Raw genomic sequence first — 21,511 nt, 5'->3', positions numbered from 1 at the left:
TTAGGACGAATTTTTGAGTTACCGTGTATATATATTATGTACACACTACAACTTACCTCTAATTTCTAGTAATGTCAATCCTAACACTGGACCTCGGCAAACAAACAGGCTGGGCAATTCTAACAGATGGAGTAATTGAAAGTGGAAGCAAAAGTTTTCATGGTAGTCGTTTCAGTGGAGGTGGTATGTGCTTCTTGAATTTTCGTAATTGGCTCAATTCTTTGAAAGACATTTCTGCAGTGTATTTTGAGGAAGTAAGAAGACATTTAGGAACTGATGCAGCGCATTGCTACGGTGGTTTTCTTGCAGTTCTCTCTGCTTGGTGTGAAGAACATCATGTGCCCTACCAAGGTGTTAATGTTAAAACTATCAAACGCTTTATAACAGGCAAAGGTAATGCAAGTAAGAGTGAAGTTATTGAAGCTGTAAAGAAAAAAGGGGTTTCACCTAGAGATGATAATGAGGGGGATGCTTTGGCTTTGATGTTCTACGTTAGTAAAGATTTTAACACATTAAAAATACCGTAAAAGTGGGTCCTTTCGGCCATACTGGCGGGTTTGGTGGGTTAGACCCCAGGCCTTTTCTAGTGTTAGACATATTTTGAATATTAACTTTTTAATTATTAAGATATGAATTTAGCAATCCACTACTATCCTGTTGAAAACCTCGTCGAATATAAGCGTAATCCTCGTAAAAATGATGATGTAGTCAACAGAATGTGTGCTTCAATCAGGGAATTCGCCTTTCGTATACCAATAGTTGCAAAAAGTGATGGTACTGTGGTTGATGGTCATTTAAGACTTAAAGCAGCAATAAAACTTGGTATGGAGAGTATTCCAGTGGTCTTAAGTGATAATTTAAATGAACCACAAACCAAAGCTTTTCGATTACTGGCAAATCAATCAGCTAATTGGGCAAAGTGGGATGATGAGCTTTTGAAAGTAGAAATTCAAGAGTTAGAAGATTTGCAATTTGACCTTAAAATGACAGGATTTGAATTGGAAAAAGTTCAAAGGTTTCTCGATGATTTTGATGGTGAAAAAGAAGATCTTTCTGATTTAGCTGTTGATAACAAAAAAGTAACAAAACCAGGTGATCTTTGGATTTTAGGTGATCATAGAATCTATTGTGGTGATAGCTCTGTAGTTGAATCATATAAAGCGCTGTTAGATGATAAAATGGCAGACATTACTGTTTGTGATCCTCCATATAACGTTGATTATGGTAGCAGTCAAGAAAGAGAAGATAAAAAAATATTAAATGATAATCAAGGTGAAAAGTATGAGCTTTTTCTTTACGACATCTGTTCCAATATTTTAGCATATACGAAGGGAGCAATTTACATCTGCATATCATCATCAGAGTTTTCAACGTTACAAAAAGTATTTGAGGAAGCAGGAGGAAAATGGTCGACATTTATCATTTGGGCAAAGAATCACTTTACGCTAGGCAGGTCTGATTATCAAAGACAATACGAAGCAATGCTCTATGGATGGAAAAGCGGCAATAAACGTGAGTGGCATGGAGGAAGAAATCAAAGTGATCTGTGGTTTTATGATAAGCCAACACACAATACATTACATCCAACGATGAAGCCAGTAGAGCTAATGGAGAGAGCAATAGTAAACAGCAGCAGATCAGGAGACATAGTACTTGATCCATTTAGTGGCTCTGGCAGCACACTGATTGCATGTGAGAGAACAGGAAGAATTTGTAGGACAATAGAGCTAGATTCAAAATTTGTAGATGTAACGATAAAACGTTGGCAAGTGTACACAGGTAGGGAGGCAATTCTTTCTGGTACTGGTAAAACTTTTTCAAAGATTCAAGAAGAAAATTCGTAGAAAAAAGGTAAATAAAGAGAGAGAGGAGAAAAAAAGTGAAAATCACACAAACAGAATGGGCAAGAGAGATAGGAGTATCAAAGCAATATGTCTGTTATTTAGTAAAGAAAGGAATAGTTGAGTTGGAGGATGGTTTGATCGACCGAGAACAAGCAAATGAAGCGGTGGCAGCAATAAGAGATCCGAGTCAGCCATTGAGGAGGAAAAATCCAGAAAGTACAAGTAACCTCTCCACAATGTTGCTAAAAACTAGAATAAAAAATGAAATGGAACGTGGTAAACTGCTTGAGGCAAAGGCAAAAGCTGAGATTGGTGAACTTGTAGCAGTAGAGGAAGTAAAGCGCGAAGCATTTAATGTAGCAAGAGTTGTCCGTAATAATCTGCTTAATATTCCAAATAGAGTTTCAGCACTGCTTGCATCACTGAGTGACACTGAAAAGATTCATATGGCGCTAACCGAAGAGATTACAAACTCATTACAAGAATTATCTAACGCTAAATTTGAATAATGTCTGCTAAGTTAAGTTTAGAATTAATAAAGTGCCTCATTAATCAACCTGGATTAGATGTTAATGTCAGAGGATCAAACGGAAAGACACCACTGCATTATGCAGTAGAAATTAACGAGCTTAGTATGGTTGCACTCTTACTGAACAGGAAAAATATTAATCCACTGATCGCTGATGATGATGGTAAAAGTGCGCTTTCTTGTGCAAGAGAAGAAATATTACAAGCACTAATCAATCATAAATATGGATCAGAGGGAGATAGCTTGCTTCACTTAGCTGCGATGTTGAATGAAGCAAATGCTGTAAGATTTTTACTTAACAAAGGAGTTAATGTTAATGAGCAGAATGCTTTACTACATACACCATTACACTTAGCGGCAGGAGCTGGACATGAAGAAATAGTAGAAATTTTAATTAGAGAAGGAAACGCGGATAAGGATGTTCTTGACGTGAGAAATCATGCAGCAATTCATTATGCAGTAAACAACAAGAAGCTAGAAGTAGTAAAATTACTTTCAAATCTTGGTGCGAATGTCAATATAGCTGGTAGCGGCAGAAATGCAATGAAATTATCTTCTTTGCACGTAGCTATAAGTAGTAGTAATTACGACGAAAGGGACTTATGTTTAGATATTGTAAGATGCTTAATAAATGTTCCTAATGCTGGGGTTAACTTACAAGATTATGAAAATAAAACGCCACTACATTATGCTGAAAGGCTGAAAACAATAGAAGTTTTACTAACGCGAGAAGATATAGACCCTTTAATTAAGGATGATAATGGCAAGACACCATTTTGTTATGCAAAAGAAGCAAATAGATTAGATATAGTAAAGATTTTAGCAAGTAATAGATACGGAGCTGATAAAAACAGTTTGCTTCATTTAGCTGCCAGAAAAGGATATGAAGACCTAATAGACGGTATTCTTGGTGAAGGAGTTGAAATAGATGCTGTAGATGAGAGTGGAAAAACGGGAATTTATGTTGCTGCAAAGCATGGTCACTTTAACGTAGTAAAGTTGTTGCTAAAGAGAGGAGCAGATGCCACGGATGTTTTTCAGTATGCAATAATAACGAACAACGCAAAATTAATAAAATTACTGAGCAAAGAGAAGGAAATAGTGCTATTTGGAAGACAGAAGAACTTTCCAACATTTCATTGATTGAGCAATAAATATTTTGAAGAAAGGAAAATAGCAGACAAAAAAATAAAGAAATATATCAATATCGTCTGTGTTTCTATAACAGTATGTGCAATAGTGATAGTGGGAATTTACCCTAACATTATAGCTGCGGTAATGGTGGGAATAGTTGCGTTCATAGCTGCAATAACAATGAGTAATTTAACTCAGAAGTACATAGAAGAAGCACTTGAAAAGAAAATGTTTATTGAACTTGAAAGTGAGAAAACAAGTGAGTGCAGTTCTATTTTAAGTGATGTTGAGGTATCATCTAATGATGGTGAAGAGCTAGCGATATGATATATGCTACATCATTTTCTGAAGGTTTAAAACCAGATCCAGAGCTTAAAGTATCAGAGTGGGCGAATGAGTATCGAGTTCTAGCATCAACTGCAGCATCAGAGCCAGGTAAATGGAGAACAGAAAGAACTCCTTATTTAAAAGAAATCATGGATTCACTTTCTCCGTCCTCACCAGCAGAAAAAGTAGTATTCATGAAAGGAGCGCAGATTGGAGGAACAGAAGCTGGCAACAATTGGATTGGCTATATTATCGATCAAACACCAGGTCCAATGCTGGTAGTACAGCCGACAGTTGAAATGGGAAAGCGTTGGTCAAAAGGAAGATTTGCGCCGTTAATAGAGAGTACGCCATGTTTAAAAAGTAAAGTAAAAGACCCAAGGTCAAGAGACTCAGGCAATACTGTACAAAGTAAGGAATTTCCAGGTGGAATAGTAGTAATAACCGGAGCAAATAGCAGTGTAGCACTGAGATCTATGCCAGTAAAATATCTCTTTCTTGATGAGATTGATGCTTATCCAGGAGATTCAGGAGGAGAAGGAGATCCAGTACTGCTCAGTATTGCTCGAACTAATACCTTTGCACGGCGAAAGATTTTTTTAGTATCAACACCAACGATTCATGGAATAAGCAGAATTGAGAAAGAATTTGAAGCAACAGATAAGAGATATTTTTTTGTTCCCTGTCCGCATTGTAATTACTATCAAGTTCTAAAATGGTCACAAATAAAATGGGAAAACAATGACTCAATAACAGCACATTATGTCTGCACTGAATGTAGCGGCAAAATAGAAAATCATCAAAAGACAGAGATGCTTGAGCGTGGAGAATGGAGGCCTACTAATAGAGTAAAAGGTGAGAAAAAAGGATTTCACCTTTCAAGTCTTTATAGCCCAGTTGGGTGGTATAGTTGGCAACAAGCAGTAGAGGACTTTCTGCATGCAAAGGAAAGTGAACAATTACTGAAAGTTTGGATAAACACAACGCTTGGAGAAACCTGGGTAGATAAGGGAGAAGTACCAGACTGGAAGCAATTATTCAACAGAAGAGAATTTTTTCAGATTGGCACAGTACCAAGGAGAGAAGTGGTACTTACTGCAGGAGTAGATGTTCAAAAAGATCGTATAGCATCGAACAAAATGAATCTGTCAAACCAGGAAGAAACTCATCAATTTAAGTTTCTAGTAGTTTTAAGTATAGTTGTGAAGGAAGCGCCTCATGCAGTTATAACCGGAATCTTCACTGGTGCCATAAGTGCCCGTCGTTTAGCATGGTTTTGGAGGAACGGTCAAATCATTGATGGAGTCCTTAGACTACCTCGGTTAGGAGATTGTATTATATCAACCGTCCCAAGCTGAAGCGTTTCCCTGCTATAAATTATATGAAGGAGTTACCATGAAAAAAACAAAAAGTAAATTAGAAATAATGAACCCTAACGCAGCAGGAATAGATGTTGGTTCAGCTATACATTATGTGTGTGTGCCAGAAGGAAGTGATGAACAGCACATACAAAAATTTAGCTGTTTTACAGAGGATCTTCATAACATAGCAAAATGGCTAAAAAAGTGTGAAGTTACTACAGTAGCCATGGAGTCAACCGGAGTGTACTGGATTCCTTTGTTTCAAGTACTTGAATCATATGGACTTGAAGTAAAACTTGCAAATGCAAGACATGTAAAAAATGTACCTGGAAGAAAGTCAGATGTCCAGGACTGCCAATGGCTTCAACAACTACACAGTTATGGGTTAATCGAAGGATCATTTAGGCCAGATAATCAAATGTGTGTATTGCGTAGTTATGTGCGGCAACGTAAAAACTTAATTGAAAATGCTGCTACACATATTAATCGTATGCAAAAGGTTTTGGTACAAATGAATATTCATTTACATAAAGTAATAAGCGATATCACTGGCGTCACAGGAATGCAAATTATTAAAGCAATAGTAGAAGGTGAAAAGAATCCCAAGAAGCTAGCTGAATTCAGAAGTGTGAATATGAAGAACGATAAAGCTACTATAGCAAAAGCATTAACAGGCGATTATAGAGAAGAACATTTATTTGTACTGAAACAAGAATATACAGCATATACTTTTTTTCAAGAGCAAATAATTGAATGTGATAAAAGCATAGAAAATTACTATAAAACATTTGAAACAAAGTCCGATGAGAGTAAAGAGTTAGGTAAGGAAAAAAACAAGTCTAGAAGAGGCAGACCAAACTTCACCTTGCGTGAGAAATTGTATAGGATAACCGGAATAGATTTTACTAAAATTCCTGGATTTGATATACTAACTGTACAAACTATTATTTCAGAAGTTGGCATTAACCATAATAAGTGGCAATCAGAAAAGCACTTTACTTCATGGTTAGGACTTAGCCCTGCTAACAAGATCACAGGAGAAAAAGTATTTGGGACAAAAACTCGTAAAGTCATTAATCGCGCTACAAATGCCCTGCGAATGGCTGCTTATGCTGTGGGAAATAGCAAAAGTGCATTAGGTGCATATTGTAGGAGATTAAAAAGACGGCTAGGAGCAATAAAAGCAATTACTGCCACAGCAAGAAAATTAGCATGTATTTTTTACCAAATGTTGAAATATGGACAAGAGTATGTGGAAAAAGGAATGAGTTATTATGAAACACGCTACAAAGAGAAAATTGTGAAAAATTTGATCAAAAAAGCGCAGGAGTTTGGCTACACACTAGTTCAACAAGAAGAGTTGATTAATGGAGTTTCTTAGGAGAAGTAGAAGTTGTAGCCTGGGGAAAAGGCAGAGAAAATTGGTCAATAGACTACCGAGTATTTGAAGGAGATACAGGAGGTAGGGAAGTATGGGGAAAACTCTCTGAGCTCTTAAATCATCATTTTATCGGTGAAAATGGGCTTGAGTATATGATAAGCATGATGGCAGTAGATGCAGGATATGCGACACAAGAAGTATACAATTGGGTGAGAAGTCATCAAGGCTGTGGAAGAGTAATGGCAGTCAAAGGTGTAAATAAAGCACTAGTACCACTTAGCAGCCCAAGTAGAGTAGATATAACAGTTGGTGGTCAAAAGCTAAAAAGAGGAATAAAGCTCTGGCCAGTAGGAGTATCGATATTAAAGTCAGAGCTTTTTCAGCTACTTAATATTTTAAAAGAAGAAGAGAAAGTGCCAGCAGGATATTGTCATTTTCCTGAGTATGCACCTGAATATTTTAAGCAGCTAACGGCAGAGCAATTAGTCAGTAAGGTAGTAAAAGGATACACCAAACAAGAGTGGCAAAAGGTAAGAGAGAGAAATGAAGTATTAGACTGTAGGATTTATGCAAGAGCAGCATCGATAGCACTGGGAATAGACAGATGGCCAGAGAGTAAGTGGAATAGTTTGAGTGGAAAAATGGAAAGTAAAAAGTCGAAGAAGATAGTGAAAAGTAAATGGATGAGAAATGTATAACGAAGAGTATTTGTTTCAGGTTGAACAGGCAATTCAAAAGCTTCAGAGTGGCGAAAGAGTAGTATCAATTGCTTATGGTGACCATGTGGTGAGATATGCTGAAGTTCAGATAAATGATTTGCTCAGCCTCAGACAACGCATCAAAGGTGAACTAAAGATTGCTGGAAAGAGGAAAATTGTTTTTTCAACGAGTAAGGGGATCATATAATGATAAAAATCGTTGAAAGGAACCGTATGACAAAAATTATAGCAAAAGAATATACAGAATTTTTAGAGCAGCTAAAAGAACAGATTGCTACTAGTCGTTATAAAGCAGCACTAGCAGTAAATAGCAAGCTTATTGTGCTTTATCACCATATTGGTACAGAGATCTTGAAGCGCCAAAAAGAACATGGCTGGGGTGCAAAGATCATCGATCAACTCAGTCGTGATTTAAGAGATGCTTTTCCTGATATGAAGGGATTTAGCATTCAAAATCTAAAATATATGAGGAGATTTGCGGAAGAATATAGCGAAAAAGAAATTCGTCAACAAGCTGTTGACCAATTACCTTGGGGACACAATATTGTAATAATGTACGAAGTTAAAAATAAAGAAGAAAGATTTTGGTATATTAAAAAATCATGTGAATGCGGATGGTCTCGGAACATCTTATCCATGCAAATTGAAACAAACTTGTATAAACGCGAAGGAAAAGCAATCACAAATTTTGGTGATAAGCTTCCGTCACCTCAATCAGATTTAGCGCAGCAAACACTGAAAAATCCTTATGTATTTGATTTTTTGAGTCTTGGTAAGAAAGCTCATGAACGGGAGGTAGAAAAAGCTCTTGTAGCTCACATAGAACGTTTTCTTTTAGAGCTTGGTGAAGGGTTTGCATTTTTAGGAAGGCAGTACCATTTACGGGTTGGAGACAGAGATTTCTATTTGGACTTGCTCTTTTATCATATTAAGCTTCGCTGCTATATTGTAATTGAGTTAAAAGCAGGTAAATTTAGGCCAGAGTATACTGGAAAGATGAATTTTTATCTTTCAGCAGTTGATGATTTATTAAGACAATCAGGTGATAATCCATCAATTGGTCTTATTCTCTACCGCTCTAAAGTTGGTGTTATAGCCGAGTACGCATTACGTGATATAAATAAGCCGATAGGCCTTGCTGAATATCGAATTACTGAAAACCTGCCAGAAGAAATAAAAACAGCGCTACCAACAATAGAAGAGCTAGAGGCCGAGTTATTGAAAATTTCAGATAAGGACAAGTAATGCTATTAAAATCATTCAAGCAACTATTTAATAAACCAAAAAGTTCTGCATGGGATGCGTCAGGCTCAGGAAGAAGAGTGATGTATTGGCAAGGAGAAACAGGAAGCATAAATAATTTACTTTCTCAGAGCCTTGGGCACTTACGTGGAGAGTAGACCAGGAGAACTTCCCTCCTGGCCCCTTCCAGAACCCTACGTGAAACTCGCGCTTCATAAGGCTCCCACTAGTCATTGCCCTAACCCTATACTCAATTTCCAGTGCACAAACAGACTTGGTCTGCTCTTTGCAGTTCTTTCTAGTACCTTAGCTGCTTTGGTTTTGTGTCCTCTCAGCTTTTTGTACTTTGTCTGGAACCACTTTCTGAGTTTCCTATTAAACATTCTTATTATGCTATCTAGTGCAGTTATATGATGCTTCCCGTAATAGTTAAACCATCCTCTCAGGATTGGATTACATATTCGTGATATATCTTCTATTTCCAAGTTTGTTCTTCTAGCAAATTTCCAGCTTCTAATTTCTTTCTTCATCTTGTTCAGACTTTCTTTACTTACAGTTGGAGTAAAGCTTACAAACAGACTACTATCTTTTCTATTTCGTACAAGTCTTTTTCGAAATTCATATCCAAGAAATGTAAATGATACATTCTCATGATTATCCCTTCGTTTTCCATCTTGACAATAGATAATTTTGGTCTTCGTATGTTTTATTTCCAATTTGCAAATCTTCAGTCTCTGTTCAAGTTGACCAAGAATTAGTTGTGCTTGACTCTTGCTTACACAATGTATAACACCATCATCAGCATATCTTGCACACTTTACACTTGGATATTCTCTTCTCATCCACATATCAAAGCTGTAGTGCATAAATAGGTTGCTTAAGATAGGACTTACTACACCCCCTTGCGGCACCCCACTGAGACGCTTTATTTTTGTCCCATCTTTTTGCTGTATCTCTGCACTTAGCCATCTTTGTATATATAAGAGAACCCACTTATTTGTGGTATGCTTTCTGACTGCTTTCATCAGTAGATTGTGGTCTATGTTGTCAAACATTCCCTTGATGTCGAACTCTATTAACCAATCTTGGTCGAAGCATCGCCTTCTCGTTTTTCCTATGGCATCTAATGCTGACTTATTTGGCCTATAACCATATGAATCCTCATCAAATACCTTCTCAAGTTCTGGTTCTAAAACACTTCTCACCACTTCCTGTGCTATACGATCGGCAACAGTTGGTATCCCAAGTGTCCTTGTTCCTCCTTCTGTCTTAATTATATCACAAGCCTTGACTGCTGGTGGAAAATAACTACCAGAAGATAGCCTATTCCATAGCTTGTAAAGGTTCTTGCTTAAGTCTTGATCAAACTTTTCAATTGTTAGATCATCAATACCTGCTCCTCCTCTGTTTTCTTTAACTTTTTTATAAGCCGAAAACACTAGAGATTTCGGTATATCAAAAGGCTTTGTTCGTTCAATCATTTTCATCCTCCTTCAAGTTGAATGATTTACTAAAGTCGACTAGCTCAACCCCTTCGCTCCATAGTCATTACAACCACTTCTTCACTACTACAAGTTGATCCGCCCCAGTGATTTGCATTGCTACTCTAAAGCTTGAGGATTAGCCTCTTGCTTATCTCGCTTTTCATCAAATCGACTGGTTCCTGCAGTTCCTTATTAAAGCCCAGATCAGACTCGCGCCACCTTTATGCCGAACACCACCTACACAGTAATCAGGTTTCTTGTAAGCTCATTAAGAGGAGAACGACTCACTCCTCCTTTCGATGTTCACTTCCCTTTTCGACACGTTCATCAGTGGTTCACTTACGTTCGCCTTTCTGATCCACACCTTCCAGCTCTTACGCTGATTTTTCCTTAACGCTTATGACCCTATCTCTTAAATAGAGCCACTTAAGGTGGTTTGAAACCTGCTCCTGAAAACCGACTTCGAAGGACCTTCCTTCATCTTCAATAAAGCTTCTCACAAACATTACTTTGTTTGTTACTGCAGCACACAGCCGCTCTCGGGATATGGTAAGAAAAAATCCATATGCAGCAAATATAATTGATACGATAGTAAGTAACTCTATTGGAACAGGAATAAAACCACAATCAAAAGCAAGAGATGGAGAATTTCGAAAGAAGGTGCAAGAATTATGGCTAAAATGGACAGATGAAGCAGATAGCTGTGGAATAAGTGATTTTTATGGATTACAAGCTCTAGTATGCAGAAGTATGATAGAGGGAGGAGAATGTTTTGTACGTTTAAGAACGAGAAAGCTGGAAGATAGATTTTCTGTGCCATTACAACTGCAAGTACTTGAGTCTGAACATTTAGATAATAAAACAAATCAAACTTTAGGAAATGGTAATGTAATAAGAAACGGGATTGAGTTTAACAGGCTTGGGCAAAGAGAAGCATATTACCTATTTAAAGAACACCCTGGTGAAGGCTCGTTTGGTGAATCAGTGAGAGTGCCAGCAAATGATGTTTTACATATTTATAGACCATTAAGACCTGGGCAAATCAGAGGGGAGCCTTGGCTTTCTAATATACTGCTGAAGCTTTATGAGCTTGATCAATATGATGATGCAGAGCTGGTGAGAAAGAAAACTGCAGCAATGTTTGCAGGGTTTATTACAAGACTTGATCCTGAAGCAAATATTTTAGGAGAAAGTGAAAGTAATGAGCAAGGAGTAGCACTATCTGGTTTAGAGCCTGGAACAATGCAGCTTTTAGACCCAGGAGAAGATATAAAATTTTCAGAACCATCGGATGTTGGAGGAAGTTATGAAGCATTCATGAGACAGCAGCTGAGAGCAATAGCAATAGGTACAGGAATAACATATGAGCAACTAACTGGGGATCTAAGTGGCGTTAATTATTCATCAATCAGAGCAGGATTAATAGAGTTTCGTAGGAGATGTACAATGTTACAGCATAACATAATGGTATTTCAGTTTTGCCGTCCTGTATGGGATAGGTGGTTAGAGTTAGCACTACTTTCTGGAGAGCTAGACATAGGTGAAGAATGGACAAAGGGAAAAGAAGGAGCAAAAAAAGAAGTAAAATGGATACCACAGGGATTTGATTGGGTGGATCCGCTAAAAGATCAGCAAGCACAGCAAATGGCAGTAAGAAATGGATTCAAGAGTCGAGCGGAAGTAGTATCAGAAATGGGTTATGATGTAGAAGAAATTGACCAAGAAATAGCAGAAGATCAAAGACGTGCAAGTGAACTGGGCTTAAGTTTTGATTCTGACGTTACGGCCAATCAAGAGGTGATATGAAACAACAATGGCTAAACAGATGTGTAATGGTAGAACCAAGGAGTTTTGAGTTACTGTCACTACAAACAGGAAAGCAGCCTATCTTTAAAAATATAAAACATGCAGTAAGAAATAGTGAAAGAGGAATAATACCGATACATGGAATCTTGACAAAAAAGTCAGAAACTTTTGATGATATTTTTGGAATGACTTCCTATAATCAAATAGAAGCACAAATTACACAAGCAATAGAAGATAGTGATATAGAAACAATCCTGTTGGATATAGACAGTCCTGGAGGAGAGGTCAATGGAGTGTTTGACCTTGCTGATTTTATTTACAGTGCAAGGGGAAAAAAGAGGATAATAGCGATAGCAAATGATGATGCATATTCTGCTGCGTACGCTATAGCTTCTAGCGCTGAAAAGGTATTTGTGAGTAGAACTTCAGGAGTAGGAAGCATAGGAGTAATAGCAAGTCATATAGATCAAAGTGGGTTTGATGAAAAACAGGGAATAAAATATACGACAGTATTTGCAGGAAGTAGAAAAAATGATTTAAATCCACATGAGCCAATAACTTCTGAGAGTTTAGAAAACCTAAAAAGCGAAGTGAATCGTTTATATGGAATGCTGGTTGAGCTAATAGCACGGAATAGAAACCTCTCTGTAGAGGCAATCAAATCAACAGAAGCAGGGCTATATTTTGGCGAGAAAGCAGTAGAAATAGGTCTTGCAGATGGAATTACAATTCTTTCAGAGTTTAAATATATTAATAAAAACAGGAGTATTACTATGAACGAACAAACTATAACTGACCTAAAAGAAGAAACTAATAATTTAACTAAGTATCGTACTGAAGTTCTTGAATTAATACGTTTATGTAATATATCAAAGATGCCAGAGAAAATAGGAGAATTTATAGAGCAGAATGTTAGCAGCAAACAAGCACAAGAAATATTAATGTCGATACTTGCAGAACGAACAATGAAGACTGAAATTTTAAGCACATTACCACAGAATTCGTCAGAAGATTTAATGATACAGGTAGCAAGAAGTCGTAGGAGTTAAAGTATTTTTATAACCGCCGTATATAGCATTGATAAAAGCGGCGGTAAGAAGTTAAGGAGAGAAATTTATGAGTTGTATAAGTGAACAAAATAATCTAGGTGACTTATTAAAGTATGAGGCATCAAGTCTATATTCAAGAGACCAAATAACTGTAGCGAAAGGTCAAAATATTAAATTGGGTACAGTAGTTGCCAAGAAGACAGATGATGGTTTTATTAGAGTGCTGAACCCCACTGGAACAGATGGCACACAAACAGCAGTAGGAGTAATTACAACCGATATACATAGCAAAGATTCTGATATTAAAGGAGTAATTATTACTCGCAGTGCAATGCTAGCAGATCATGCAGTTGTATGGCCAACAAATATTACTGAAGAGCAGAAAGCTACAGCAATAAAGCAACTTGAAGCACGAGGGATTATCATTCGCAAGGGAGTTTAACTAAAATTAATAGGAAAAAAGGGAGAGAAAAAATGCAAAATCCATTTACAAATACAGCATTTAGCATGACGGCACTAACAAATGCGATGAATATATTGCCGATAAATTATGGTCGCGTTGAAAATTTAAATTTATTTCCAAGTAGGTCAGTAAGATTTCGACATATTACTATAGAAGAACACAACGGAGTATTGAGTTTACTGCCAACACAAGTACCCGGAGCACCAGCAACAGTAGGAAAAAGAGGAAAAAGAAAGGTAAGAACATTTACGATTCCACATATTCCACATGATGATGTAGTGTTACCAGAGGAAGTACAGGGAATAAGGGCATTTGGATCAGAGAGTGAACTTAAAGCGCTGGCAGATGTAATAACCGATCATTTACAGCTAATGAGAAACAAACATGCAATAACATTAGAGCATTTGCGAATGGGAGCGCTAAAAGGAATAATTTTAGATGCTGATGGGTCAGAATTATTAAATCTGTACAACGAATTTGAAATCACACCAAAAGTAGTAAATTTTGCACTAGGAACTGCAACAACTGATGTAAAGCGTAAGTGTATGGAAGTACTCCGGCATATAGAAGATAATCTNGCAATACTGTACAAAGTAAGGAATTTCCAGGTGGAATAGTAGTAATAACCGGAGCAAATAGCAGTGTAGCACTGAGATCTATGCCAGTAAAATATCTCTTTCTTGATGAGATTGATGCTTATCCAGGAGATTCAGGAGGAGAAGGAGATCCAGTACTGCTCAGTATTGCTCGAACTAATACCTTTGCACGGCGAAAGATTTTTTTAGTATCAACACCAACGATTCATGGAATAAGCAGAATTGAGAAAGAATTTGAAGCAACAGATAAGAGATATTTTTTTGTTCCCTGTCCGCATTGTAATTACTATCAAGTTCTAAAATGGTCACAAATAAAATGGGAAAACAATGACTCAATAACAGCACATTATGTCTGCACTGAATGTAGCGGCAAAATAGAAAATCATCAAAAGACAGAGATGCTTGAGCGTGGAGAATGGAGGCCTACTAATAGAGTAAAAGGTGAGAAAAAAGGATTTCACCTTTCAAGTCTTTATAGCCCAGTTGGGTGGTATAGTTGGCAACAAGCAGTAGAGGACTTTCTGCATGCAAAGGAAAGTGAACAATTACTGAAAGTTTGGATAAACACAACGCTTGGAGAAACCTGGGTAGATAAGGGAGAAGTACCAGACTGGAAGCAATTATTCAACAGAAGAGAATTTTTTCAGATTGGCACAGTACCAAAAGGCGAAGTAGTTCTCACAGCAGGAGTAGATGTTCAAAAAGATCGCTTGGAAGTAGAAGTTGTAGCCTGGGGAAAAGGCAGAGAAAATTGGTCAATAGACTACCGAGTATTTGAAGGAGATACAGGAGGTAGGGAAGTATGGGGAAAACTCTCTGAGCTCTTAAATCATCATTTTATCGGTGAAAATGGGCTTGAGTATATGATAAGCATGATGGCAGTAGATGCAGGATATGCGACACAAGAAGTATACAATTGGGTGAGAAGTCATCAAGGCTGTGGAAGAGTAATGGCAGTCAAAGGTGTAAATAAAGCACTAGTACCACTTAGCAGCCCAAGTAGAGTAGATATAACAGTTGGTGGTCAAAAGCTAAAGAGAGGAATAAAGCTCTGGCCAGTAGGAGTATCGATATTAAAATCAGAGCTTTTTCAATTACTTAATATTTTAAAAGAAGAAGAGGGAAAAGCTCTACCTGGATACTGTCATTTTCCTGAGTACGCACCTGAATATTTTAAGCAGCTAACAGCAGAGCAGTTAGTCAGCAAGGTAGTAAAGGGATACACCAAACAGGAGTGGCAAAAGGTAAGAGAAAGAAACGAAGTGCTAGATTGCCGAATTTATGCGAGAGCTGCATCTATTGCGCTTGGAATTGATAGGTGGCAAGAAAATAAATGGAATAGTTTGAGTGGAAAAATGGAAAGTAAAAAACCTAAAAAAGTGAGACAGAGTAAGTGGTTGGAAAATGTATAACGAAGAGTATTTAGTTCAAATTGAAGAAGCGATAAAGAAGCTTCAGAGTGGCGAAAGAGTAGTATCAATTGCATATGGTGATCATGTGGTGAGATATGCTGAAGTTCAGATAAATGATTTACTAAACTTAAGACAACGTATTAAAGCTGAGCTAAAGATTGTTGGAATGAAACCGAAGAGAAAGATTGTTTTTTCAACGAGTAAAGGAATTTTATAAATGCTGCTAAAAACCTTCAAGCAATTATTTAACAAACCAAAGATAAAAAGCTCAGCATGGGATGCGTCAGGCTCAGGAAGAAGGGTGATGTATTGGCAAGGAGAAACAGGAAGCATAAATAATTTACTTTCTCAGAGCCTTGGGCACTTACGTGGAGAGTAGACCAGGAGAACTTCCCTCCTGGCCCCTTCCAGAACCCTACGTGAAACTCGCGCTTCATAAGGCTCCCACTAGTCATTGCCCTAACCCTATACTCAATTTCCAGTGCACAAACAGACTTGGTCTGCTCTTTGCAGTTCTTTCTAGTACCTTAGCTGCTTTGGTTTTGTGTCCTCTCAGCTTTTTGTACTTTGTCTGGAACCACTTTCTGAGTTTCCTATTAAACATTCTTATTATGCTATCTAGTGCAGTTATATGATGCTTCCCGTAATAGTTAAACCATCCTCTCAGGATTGGATTACATATTCGTGATATATCTTCTATTTCCAAGTTTGTTCTTCTAGCAAATTTCCAGCTTCTAATTTCTTTCTTCATCTTGTTCAGACTTTCTTTACTTACAGTTGGAGTAAAGCTTACAAACAGACTACTATCTTTTCTATTTCGTACAAGTCTTTTTCGAAATTCATATCCAAGAAATGTAAATGATACATTCTCATGATTATCCCTTCGTTTTCCATCTTGACAATAGATAATTTTGGTCTTCGTATGTTTTATTTCCAATTTGCAAATCTTCAGTCTCTGTTCAAGTTGACCAAGAATTAGTTGTGCTTGACTCTTGCTTACACAATGTATAACACCATCATCAGCATATCTTGCACACTTTACACTTGGATATTCTCTTCTCATCCACATATCAAAGCTGTAGTGCATAAATAGGTTGCTTAAGATAGGACTTACTACACCCCCTTGCGGCACCCCACTGAGACGCTTTATTTTTGTCCCATCTTTTTGCTGTATCTCTGCACTTAGCCATCTTTGTATATATAAGAGAACCCACTTATTTGTGGTATGCTTTCTGACTGCTTTCATCAGTAGATTGTGGTCTATGTTGTCAAACATTCCCTTGATGTCGAACTCTATTAACCAATCTTGGTCGAAGCATCGCCTTCTCGTTTTTCCTATGGCATCTAATGCTGACTTATTTGGCCTATAACCATATGAATCCTCATCAAATACCTTCTCAAGTTCTGGTTCTAAAACACTTCTCACCACTTCCTGTGCTATACGATCGGCAACAGTTGGTATCCCAAGTGTCCTTGTTCCTCCTTCTGTCTTAATTATATCACAAGCCTTGACTGCTGGTGGAAAATAACTACCAGAAGATAGCCTATTCCATAGCTTGTAAAGGTTCTTGCTTAAGTCTTGATCAAACTTTTCAATTGTTAGATCATCAATACCTGCTCCTCCTCTGTTTTCTTTAACTTTTTTATAAGCCGAAAACACTAGAGATTTCGGTATATCAAAAGGCTTTGTTCGTTCAATCATTTTCATCCTCCTTCAAGTTGAATGATTTACTAAAGTCGACTAGCTCAACCCCTTCGCTCCATAGTCATTACAACCACTTCTTCACTACTACAAGTTGATCCGCCCCAGTGATTTGCATTGCTACTCTAAAGCTTGAGNCCAAACGCAACAAAGCAAGAGCAAGTACTGGTTGATGCAATAGATTATAAGGTAGATCCAAGCTGTATAAGAGGGTTTAAATTTAGATTAGAAGAAAGAATATTACCTTGGCTAATTGAGGAATATGAATTGGGGGAAATTCTACGTTGGATAAGGGATAAAAGAAAAGCCGTAGTAGAAGGAGTAAAATTTCAAAGACTGAGAGGAACACCAGCATCACTCAAAATAGCACTCAAATGGGCAAATATAGAAGATATTACAATTATCGAAGAACCACCTGGCAAGCACTTTTTTGAATTACAGATAGGAATAAAAGATGTTCCAAATAACTTTTTTGTAGATGCAGTAGTAGAGCTTGCAAAACTATCATTACCAGCAAGATCAAGGCTAATGAGGATTTTCAATGATCACTACAACGTTGATAGGTTTATTTTAGATGAAAGTTTTTTTGGAAATTTGTTATCGGATTACTCAGGTATAAAGGTTGAAAAGGATGGACCAGTGTTATCATTTGGAAGAGTAAATTTTTTCAGGTCTAGTGGTCCAGTTATTAGGATTATAGAAAACTATCTACGCGATCATTATGAACGGGCTTTAAACAATGATATATATCGCCTAGATGTAGCAATCCTTGGAGAAACAGAGCCTCACACAAAGGATTACAAAGGCATTTATGAAAGAAGTCATCAGTGGTATAACTTAAAAGCCCTGTATCCTCTAACTCAAAGCTTATTACCGTCGATTAAATTTGCAAAAGCGCAAGTTATATTATCGGACAGTTGGAACTTAGGAGAAACAAATGCGTGCTTTCCAGTAAGTAGCGTAGAAGAAAAAGGAAATAAATTTGTATTGGGAAACGATAAACTTTCAGGGCAACGTTGGAATTTAAAACACAAGCCAATTTTAGAAAGGTTTAGCGTTACTCACCACTACAAAATAGAAAATTATACAGATCAGAAGGTCAGAAAATATGTTTTAGCAGAACACAACGTTTACTATAAAAACGACTTATATTCAGAGCAAAAAGACTCAATACACGAATTAGAAAAGCACATTTTAGTGTTTTACCCGGGAGTACTGAAATGGCACGAACATCGACATTTGCACAGAAGTTGGAAAAATAGTCAAGCAATATGTGTAATAAGTTAAATACTTATATTTAGATCCTCATATATTATATTAATAATAGTTTAAAGTGTATGAAATAAAAAGAAAAGGACTTGCTTTCTTATGCTAAAACGGACATGACTTGAATAGCAGCAGGTAAATATAAGAAATTTATCTAACGCTAGAAAAGCTAATTTTGTGAGGTATGAAATGAGTTTTAGTAAGTTTTTTAAAGAAGTATCAAGTAAGGATATTAATAAAAGAAATGAAGAAGGAGAGACGATCTTGCACCAAGCAGCGGAAATCTCCGATTACAAAACAGTGAGATTATTAATAAAAAAGGGGGCAGAGGTAAATGCAAGAGATAAAAAGGGTTATACACCACTACACTGTGCAGTATTTGCGAAAAGCTTAGAAAATGTAAAAGTGCTGCTAAGGTCGGGAGCAGAAGTAAATGCCACTCAATATGTCAGTGGATGTACGCCACTCCACTCTGCGTGCAAAGGAGCAGGAGTTGAAATAATAAAAGAGCTAGTAAAGGCAGGGGCTGAGGTTAATCAACTGAATAAGTATGGTGCAACACCAATGTATTACATCTGGGAAAGTGAAAAGTATCGTCTATGTGATAGCAAAGAGAGTGAAAAGGCAAGTAAATTTTTGAGAGAAAAAGGAGGAATAACAAAAAGTAGAGAACTGACATGCTATGGAATAGAGAGGCTAGTGGGAGAAATAGCAGACATGTTGAATGGAAGCTACATGCCGGAGCTAAAAATAATAGAGATAGGAGAAATAAGGAAGAGAGACAAATCACTAATAAAGGAAGAATGTGAAAATTTAGCAAGCAAAATAATAAGCCAAGTAAGTGAAATGATAGATGAGGTGGTGAAAAGGAGGGCTTAAAATTCAAAAAAAGGTGAGGTCGGTTATGAGTAAAAAAGGAAAAGAGGAGTCACTATTAGAGAACTCGTTTAAAAATATTTATGCAAGAGATGAGAATGGAAGAACAGCTCTGCATTATGCGGTAGACGCAAAAACAGTGAAGTTATTAGTCGAAAAAGGAGCGAATGTGAATGCAGCAGATGTAGAAGGACACACAGCACTGCACCTAGCAGTAACGGAGAAACGTCTAGAAATCGTGAGAGAATTGATAAAATCAGGAGCAGAAGTAAATGCTGAGGAATATGGAAATAAATGCATACCTCTACACCTTGCGTGCATGGTAGGAGAAAAAGAAATAGTGGAGGAGCTGGTAAAAGCTGGAGGAGAAATAGAACAAGAGGATACATTTGGAATGACAGCAATGGATTATGCGAAAAATAGCAAAGAGATAACTGAAATATTGAAGAAAGAAACAGAAAGAATTGAAAAGTTATTTGAACAGCAAAGTGGGAAACCTTCTATGAGAGGCTAAAGATATGGAGAAAGAAATAGAAAAGAAAGTAATGAATTTAGAGAAAAAACCTTTGGGTGAAATGAGAAAAATATGGAAGAAGGTATATGGGGAAGAGGCGCCTAGATACTCAAAGAAATATCTGATACCAAGATTAGCTTATAGAATGCAGGAAAAAGCATATGGAGAAATGTCAAGAAAAGGAGCAAAAAGACTAGAGTATCTGGCAGATCGGTTAGAGAAGGGAAAAAGAATAAGTAGCGATAAATTACCAGTAGCAGGAACAGAGCTAATATTAGAGAGAGGGGAAGAAACGCATGCGGTAATGGTAACAGACAAGTGTTTAATCTACAAAGAAGAGTTTTATACATCATTGTCAGCAGTGGCAGGAAAAATAATGGGAATGAGCTACAACGGACCTTTATTATTTGGGATGCGTGATAAAAATGAAAATTGAAGAGAATAAAATGCTAAAAGAAGTAAGGTGTGCGATATATACAAGAAAATCAAATGAGGATGGACTAGAACAAAAGTTTAATAGTCTTGATGCGCAACGAATAGCATGTGAAAAGTACATAAAGAGCAGAGAGGGTTGGGTAATATTGGCAAAAAGGTACGATGATGGAGGTTTCTCAGGAAAAAACTTAGAAAGACCAGCGATAAAGGAATTATTTGAAGATGTAAAGGCAGGAGAAGTAGATTGTGTAGTGGTATATACTCTGGATAGGCTATCAAGGGAAACAAAAGATAGTATAGAAGTGACATCATTTTTTAGAAGGCATAGAGTAAATTTTATAGCAGTAACGCAGATATTTGATAATAATACGCCAATGGGAAAATTTGTACAAACGGTATTGTCAGGAGCAGCACAACTAGAAAGAGAGATGATAGTGGAAAGAGTAAAAAATAAAATAGCAACATCAAAAGAACACGGACTATGGATGGGTGGAACTTTACCGCTAGGGTATGATGTAAAAGATAAGGAATTAATAATAAATGAGAAAGAAGCAAAAACAGTAAAGCATATATTTGAAAGATATGTGGAGCTGAAGTCAATGGCAGAGTTGGCAAGAGAGTTAAACAGAGAAGGGTACCGTACGAAATCAGATATCTTTAAAAAAGCGACGGTGAGAAGAATAATAACAAATCCAATATATACGGGAAAAATAAGGCATTATGAGAAAGAGTATGAAGGAAAACATGAAGCAATAATAAAAGAGGAAAAATGGCAAAAAGCACAAGAATTGATAAAGAATCAGCCATATAGAAAAGCAAAATATGAGGAAGCATTGCTTAGGGGAATAATTAAGTGCAAGAGCTGTGATGTAAATATGACACTGACATACTCAAAAAAAGAGAATAACAGATATCGATACTACATATGCAACAATCACTTAAGGGGAAAAGGCTGTGAATCAGTAAATCGAACAATAGTAGCAGGAGAGATAGAAAAAGAGGTAATAAAGAGAGCAGAAGATTTATATGAAAAATGGGGAGAAAAAGCGGAAAAATGGAAAAATTTAAGTTTTGGAAAGCAAAAAGAAGTAGTGAAAAAGTTAATAAAGGGAGTAACGGTAAAAGGAGAGGGGATAGAAGTACGTTCTGAATCAGAGGAAAAATTTATACCAATAGAGAAGAAGGGAAAGAAATGCACAGTAATTGAACCAGAAGGTAAAACAAATAATGTGCTACTCAAAGCCGTGGTAAGAGCTCATTTGTGGAAACGGCAACTGGAGGAAGGAAAATATAGAAGTGTGAAAGAGCTGAGTGCCAAAATTAATATAGGTACAAGACGTATACAGCAAATTTTGAGGTTAAATTATTTAG

The 21,511-nt window shown here is 36.9% G+C and carries 18 protein-coding genes and 6 pseudogenes; 22 read left to right on the top strand and 2 right to left on the bottom strand.

Annotated elements, in window-relative coordinates:
• Nucleotides 1-71 precede the first annotated feature (71 nt).
• The 10 genes and pseudogenes from BWZ41_RS00305 to BWZ41_RS00260 form a co-directional block, all read left to right on the top strand.
• Complete coding sequence (locus BWZ41_RS00305; protein WP_143689030.1) at nt 72-527, top strand: crossover junction endodeoxyribonuclease RuvC; 456 nt, start codon at nt 72-74, stop codon at nt 525-527.
• A 102-nt stretch (nt 528-629) separates the two neighbouring features.
• Nucleotides 630-1,844: a DNA modification methylase gene (locus BWZ41_RS00300; protein WP_143689029.1), complete on the top strand. Its 1,215-nt coding sequence runs from the start codon at nt 630-632 to the stop codon at nt 1,842-1,844.
• 35 nt (nt 1,845-1,879) lie between these two features.
• Nucleotides 1,880-2,353, top strand: a complete 474-nt coding sequence (locus BWZ41_RS00295; protein WP_143689028.1) for a hypothetical protein — start codon at nt 1,880-1,882, stop codon at nt 2,351-2,353.
• Nucleotides 2,353-3,834: pseudogene (locus tag BWZ41_RS00290) on the top strand (ankyrin repeat domain-containing protein). Before BWZ41_RS00295 ends, BWZ41_RS00290 begins: the two are co-directional and overlap by 1 nt.
• Nucleotides 3,831-5,021: pseudogene (locus BWZ41_RS00285) on the top strand (phage terminase large subunit family protein); the annotation flags it as partial. The pseudogenes BWZ41_RS00290 and BWZ41_RS00285, both read left to right, overlap by 4 nt.
• 208 nt (nt 5,022-5,229) lie before the next feature.
• A complete protein-coding gene (locus BWZ41_RS00280) occupies nt 5,230-6,576 on the top strand; it encodes an IS110 family RNA-guided transposase (RefSeq protein ID WP_143689027.1) in 1,347 nt (448 codons plus the stop codon).
• Between the two features lie 2 nt (nt 6,577-6,578).
• Nucleotides 6,579-7,274 (top strand): annotated as a pseudogene (locus tag BWZ41_RS00275) (terminase gpA endonuclease subunit); the annotation flags it as partial.
• On the top strand, nt 7,267-7,482 hold the full coding sequence (locus BWZ41_RS00270) for a gpW family head-tail joining protein (RefSeq protein WP_143689026.1): 216 nt from the start codon (nt 7,267-7,269) through the stop codon (nt 7,480-7,482). The pseudogene BWZ41_RS00275 and the gene BWZ41_RS00270, both read left to right, overlap by 8 nt.
• Nucleotides 7,483-7,508: 26 nt before the next feature.
• Entirely contained in the window at nt 7,509-8,540 is a 1,032-nt protein-coding gene (locus BWZ41_RS00265) for a PDDEXK nuclease domain-containing protein (RefSeq protein ID WP_162848912.1), read from the top strand.
• Nucleotides 8,540-8,686, top strand: a pseudogene (locus BWZ41_RS00260) (phage portal protein); the annotation flags it as partial. The gene BWZ41_RS00265 and the pseudogene BWZ41_RS00260, both read left to right, overlap by 1 nt.
• 81 nt (nt 8,687-8,767) lie before the next feature.
• Here BWZ41_RS00260 and ltrA (BWZ41_RS00255) read toward each other — a convergent pair.
• Entirely contained in the window at nt 8,768-10,024 is a 1,257-nt protein-coding gene (ltrA, locus tag BWZ41_RS00255) for a group II intron reverse transcriptase/maturase (RefSeq protein ID WP_177429443.1), read from the bottom strand.
• Nucleotides 10,025-10,507: 483 nt separating this feature from the next.
• Between ltrA (BWZ41_RS00255) and BWZ41_RS00250 the strand changes: the two genes are divergently transcribed.
• The 7 genes and pseudogenes from BWZ41_RS00250 to BWZ41_RS07735 form a co-directional block, all read left to right on the top strand.
• Nucleotides 10,508-11,827 (top strand): phage portal protein, encoded by a 1,320-nt coding sequence (locus BWZ41_RS00250; RefSeq protein ID WP_410543270.1) that lies wholly within the window; start codon nt 10,508-10,510, stop codon nt 11,825-11,827.
• Entirely contained in the window at nt 11,824-12,876 is a 1,053-nt protein-coding gene (locus tag BWZ41_RS00245; protein ID WP_143689024.1) for a S49 family peptidase, read from the top strand. Before BWZ41_RS00250 ends, BWZ41_RS00245 begins: the two co-directional genes overlap by 4 nt.
• A gap of 67 nt (nt 12,877-12,943) precedes the next feature.
• A complete protein-coding gene (locus BWZ41_RS00240; RefSeq protein ID WP_143689023.1) occupies nt 12,944-13,318 on the top strand; it encodes a head decoration protein in 375 nt (124 codons plus the stop codon).
• Between the two features lie 32 nt (nt 13,319-13,350).
• A pseudogene (locus tag BWZ41_RS00235) lies at nt 13,351-13,916 on the top strand (major capsid protein); the annotation flags it as partial.
• Nucleotide 13,917: 1 nt separating this feature from the next.
• Nucleotides 13,918-15,347: phage terminase large subunit family protein (locus tag BWZ41_RS00230; protein WP_143689684.1), on the top strand; the 1,430-nt coding region annotated here is incomplete at its 5' end.
• A complete protein-coding gene (locus BWZ41_RS00225; RefSeq protein ID WP_143689022.1) occupies nt 15,340-15,564 on the top strand; it encodes a gpW family head-tail joining protein in 225 nt (74 codons plus the stop codon). The genes BWZ41_RS00230 and BWZ41_RS00225, both read left to right, overlap by 8 nt.
• Nucleotides 15,565-15,717, top strand: a pseudogene (locus BWZ41_RS07735) (phage portal protein); the annotation flags it as partial.
• A gap of 81 nt (nt 15,718-15,798) precedes the next feature.
• On the opposite strand, the gene ltrA (BWZ41_RS00215) reads toward BWZ41_RS07735, so the two are convergent.
• Entirely contained in the window at nt 15,799-17,055 is a 1,257-nt protein-coding gene (gene ltrA / locus BWZ41_RS00215) for a group II intron reverse transcriptase/maturase (RefSeq protein WP_177429443.1), read from the bottom strand.
• Nucleotides 17,056-17,187: 132 nt separating this feature from the next.
• Here ltrA (BWZ41_RS00215) and BWZ41_RS00210 point away from each other — a divergent pair.
• The 5 genes from BWZ41_RS00210 to BWZ41_RS00190 all read left to right on the top strand — a co-directional run.
• A partial coding sequence (locus BWZ41_RS00210) for a phage tail protein (RefSeq protein ID WP_143689680.1) occupies nt 17,188-18,336 on the top strand: 1,149 nt, incomplete at its 5' end.
• A 168-nt stretch (nt 18,337-18,504) separates the two neighbouring features.
• The gene (locus BWZ41_RS00205) at nt 18,505-19,194 is read left to right on the top strand and encodes an ankyrin repeat domain-containing protein (protein WP_177429442.1); all 690 of its coding nucleotides are present in this window, start codon (nt 18,505-18,507) and stop codon (nt 19,192-19,194) included.
• A gap of 25 nt (nt 19,195-19,219) precedes the next feature.
• Nucleotides 19,220-19,705 (top strand): ankyrin repeat domain-containing protein, encoded by a 486-nt coding sequence (locus BWZ41_RS00200; protein ID WP_143689010.1) that lies wholly within the window; start codon nt 19,220-19,222, stop codon nt 19,703-19,705.
• Nucleotides 19,706-19,709: 4 nt separating this feature from the next.
• Entirely contained in the window at nt 19,710-20,141 is a 432-nt protein-coding gene (locus BWZ41_RS00195; RefSeq protein WP_143689009.1) for a DUF2924 domain-containing protein, read from the top strand.
• 10 nt (nt 20,142-20,151) lie between these two features.
• On the top strand, nt 20,152-21,511 hold a 1,360-nt coding region (locus tag BWZ41_RS00190), incomplete at its 3' end, for a recombinase family protein (RefSeq protein ID WP_143689682.1).

It is taken from the genome of Wolbachia endosymbiont of Nilaparvata lugens (assembly GCF_007115045.1).
In the GTDB taxonomy this organism is placed as follows: Bacteria; Pseudomonadota; Alphaproteobacteria; order Rickettsiales; family Anaplasmataceae; genus Wolbachia.
The sequence above is the reverse complement of the archived record's forward strand: the minus strand, read 5'-3'. Positions and strand labels throughout refer to the sequence as shown.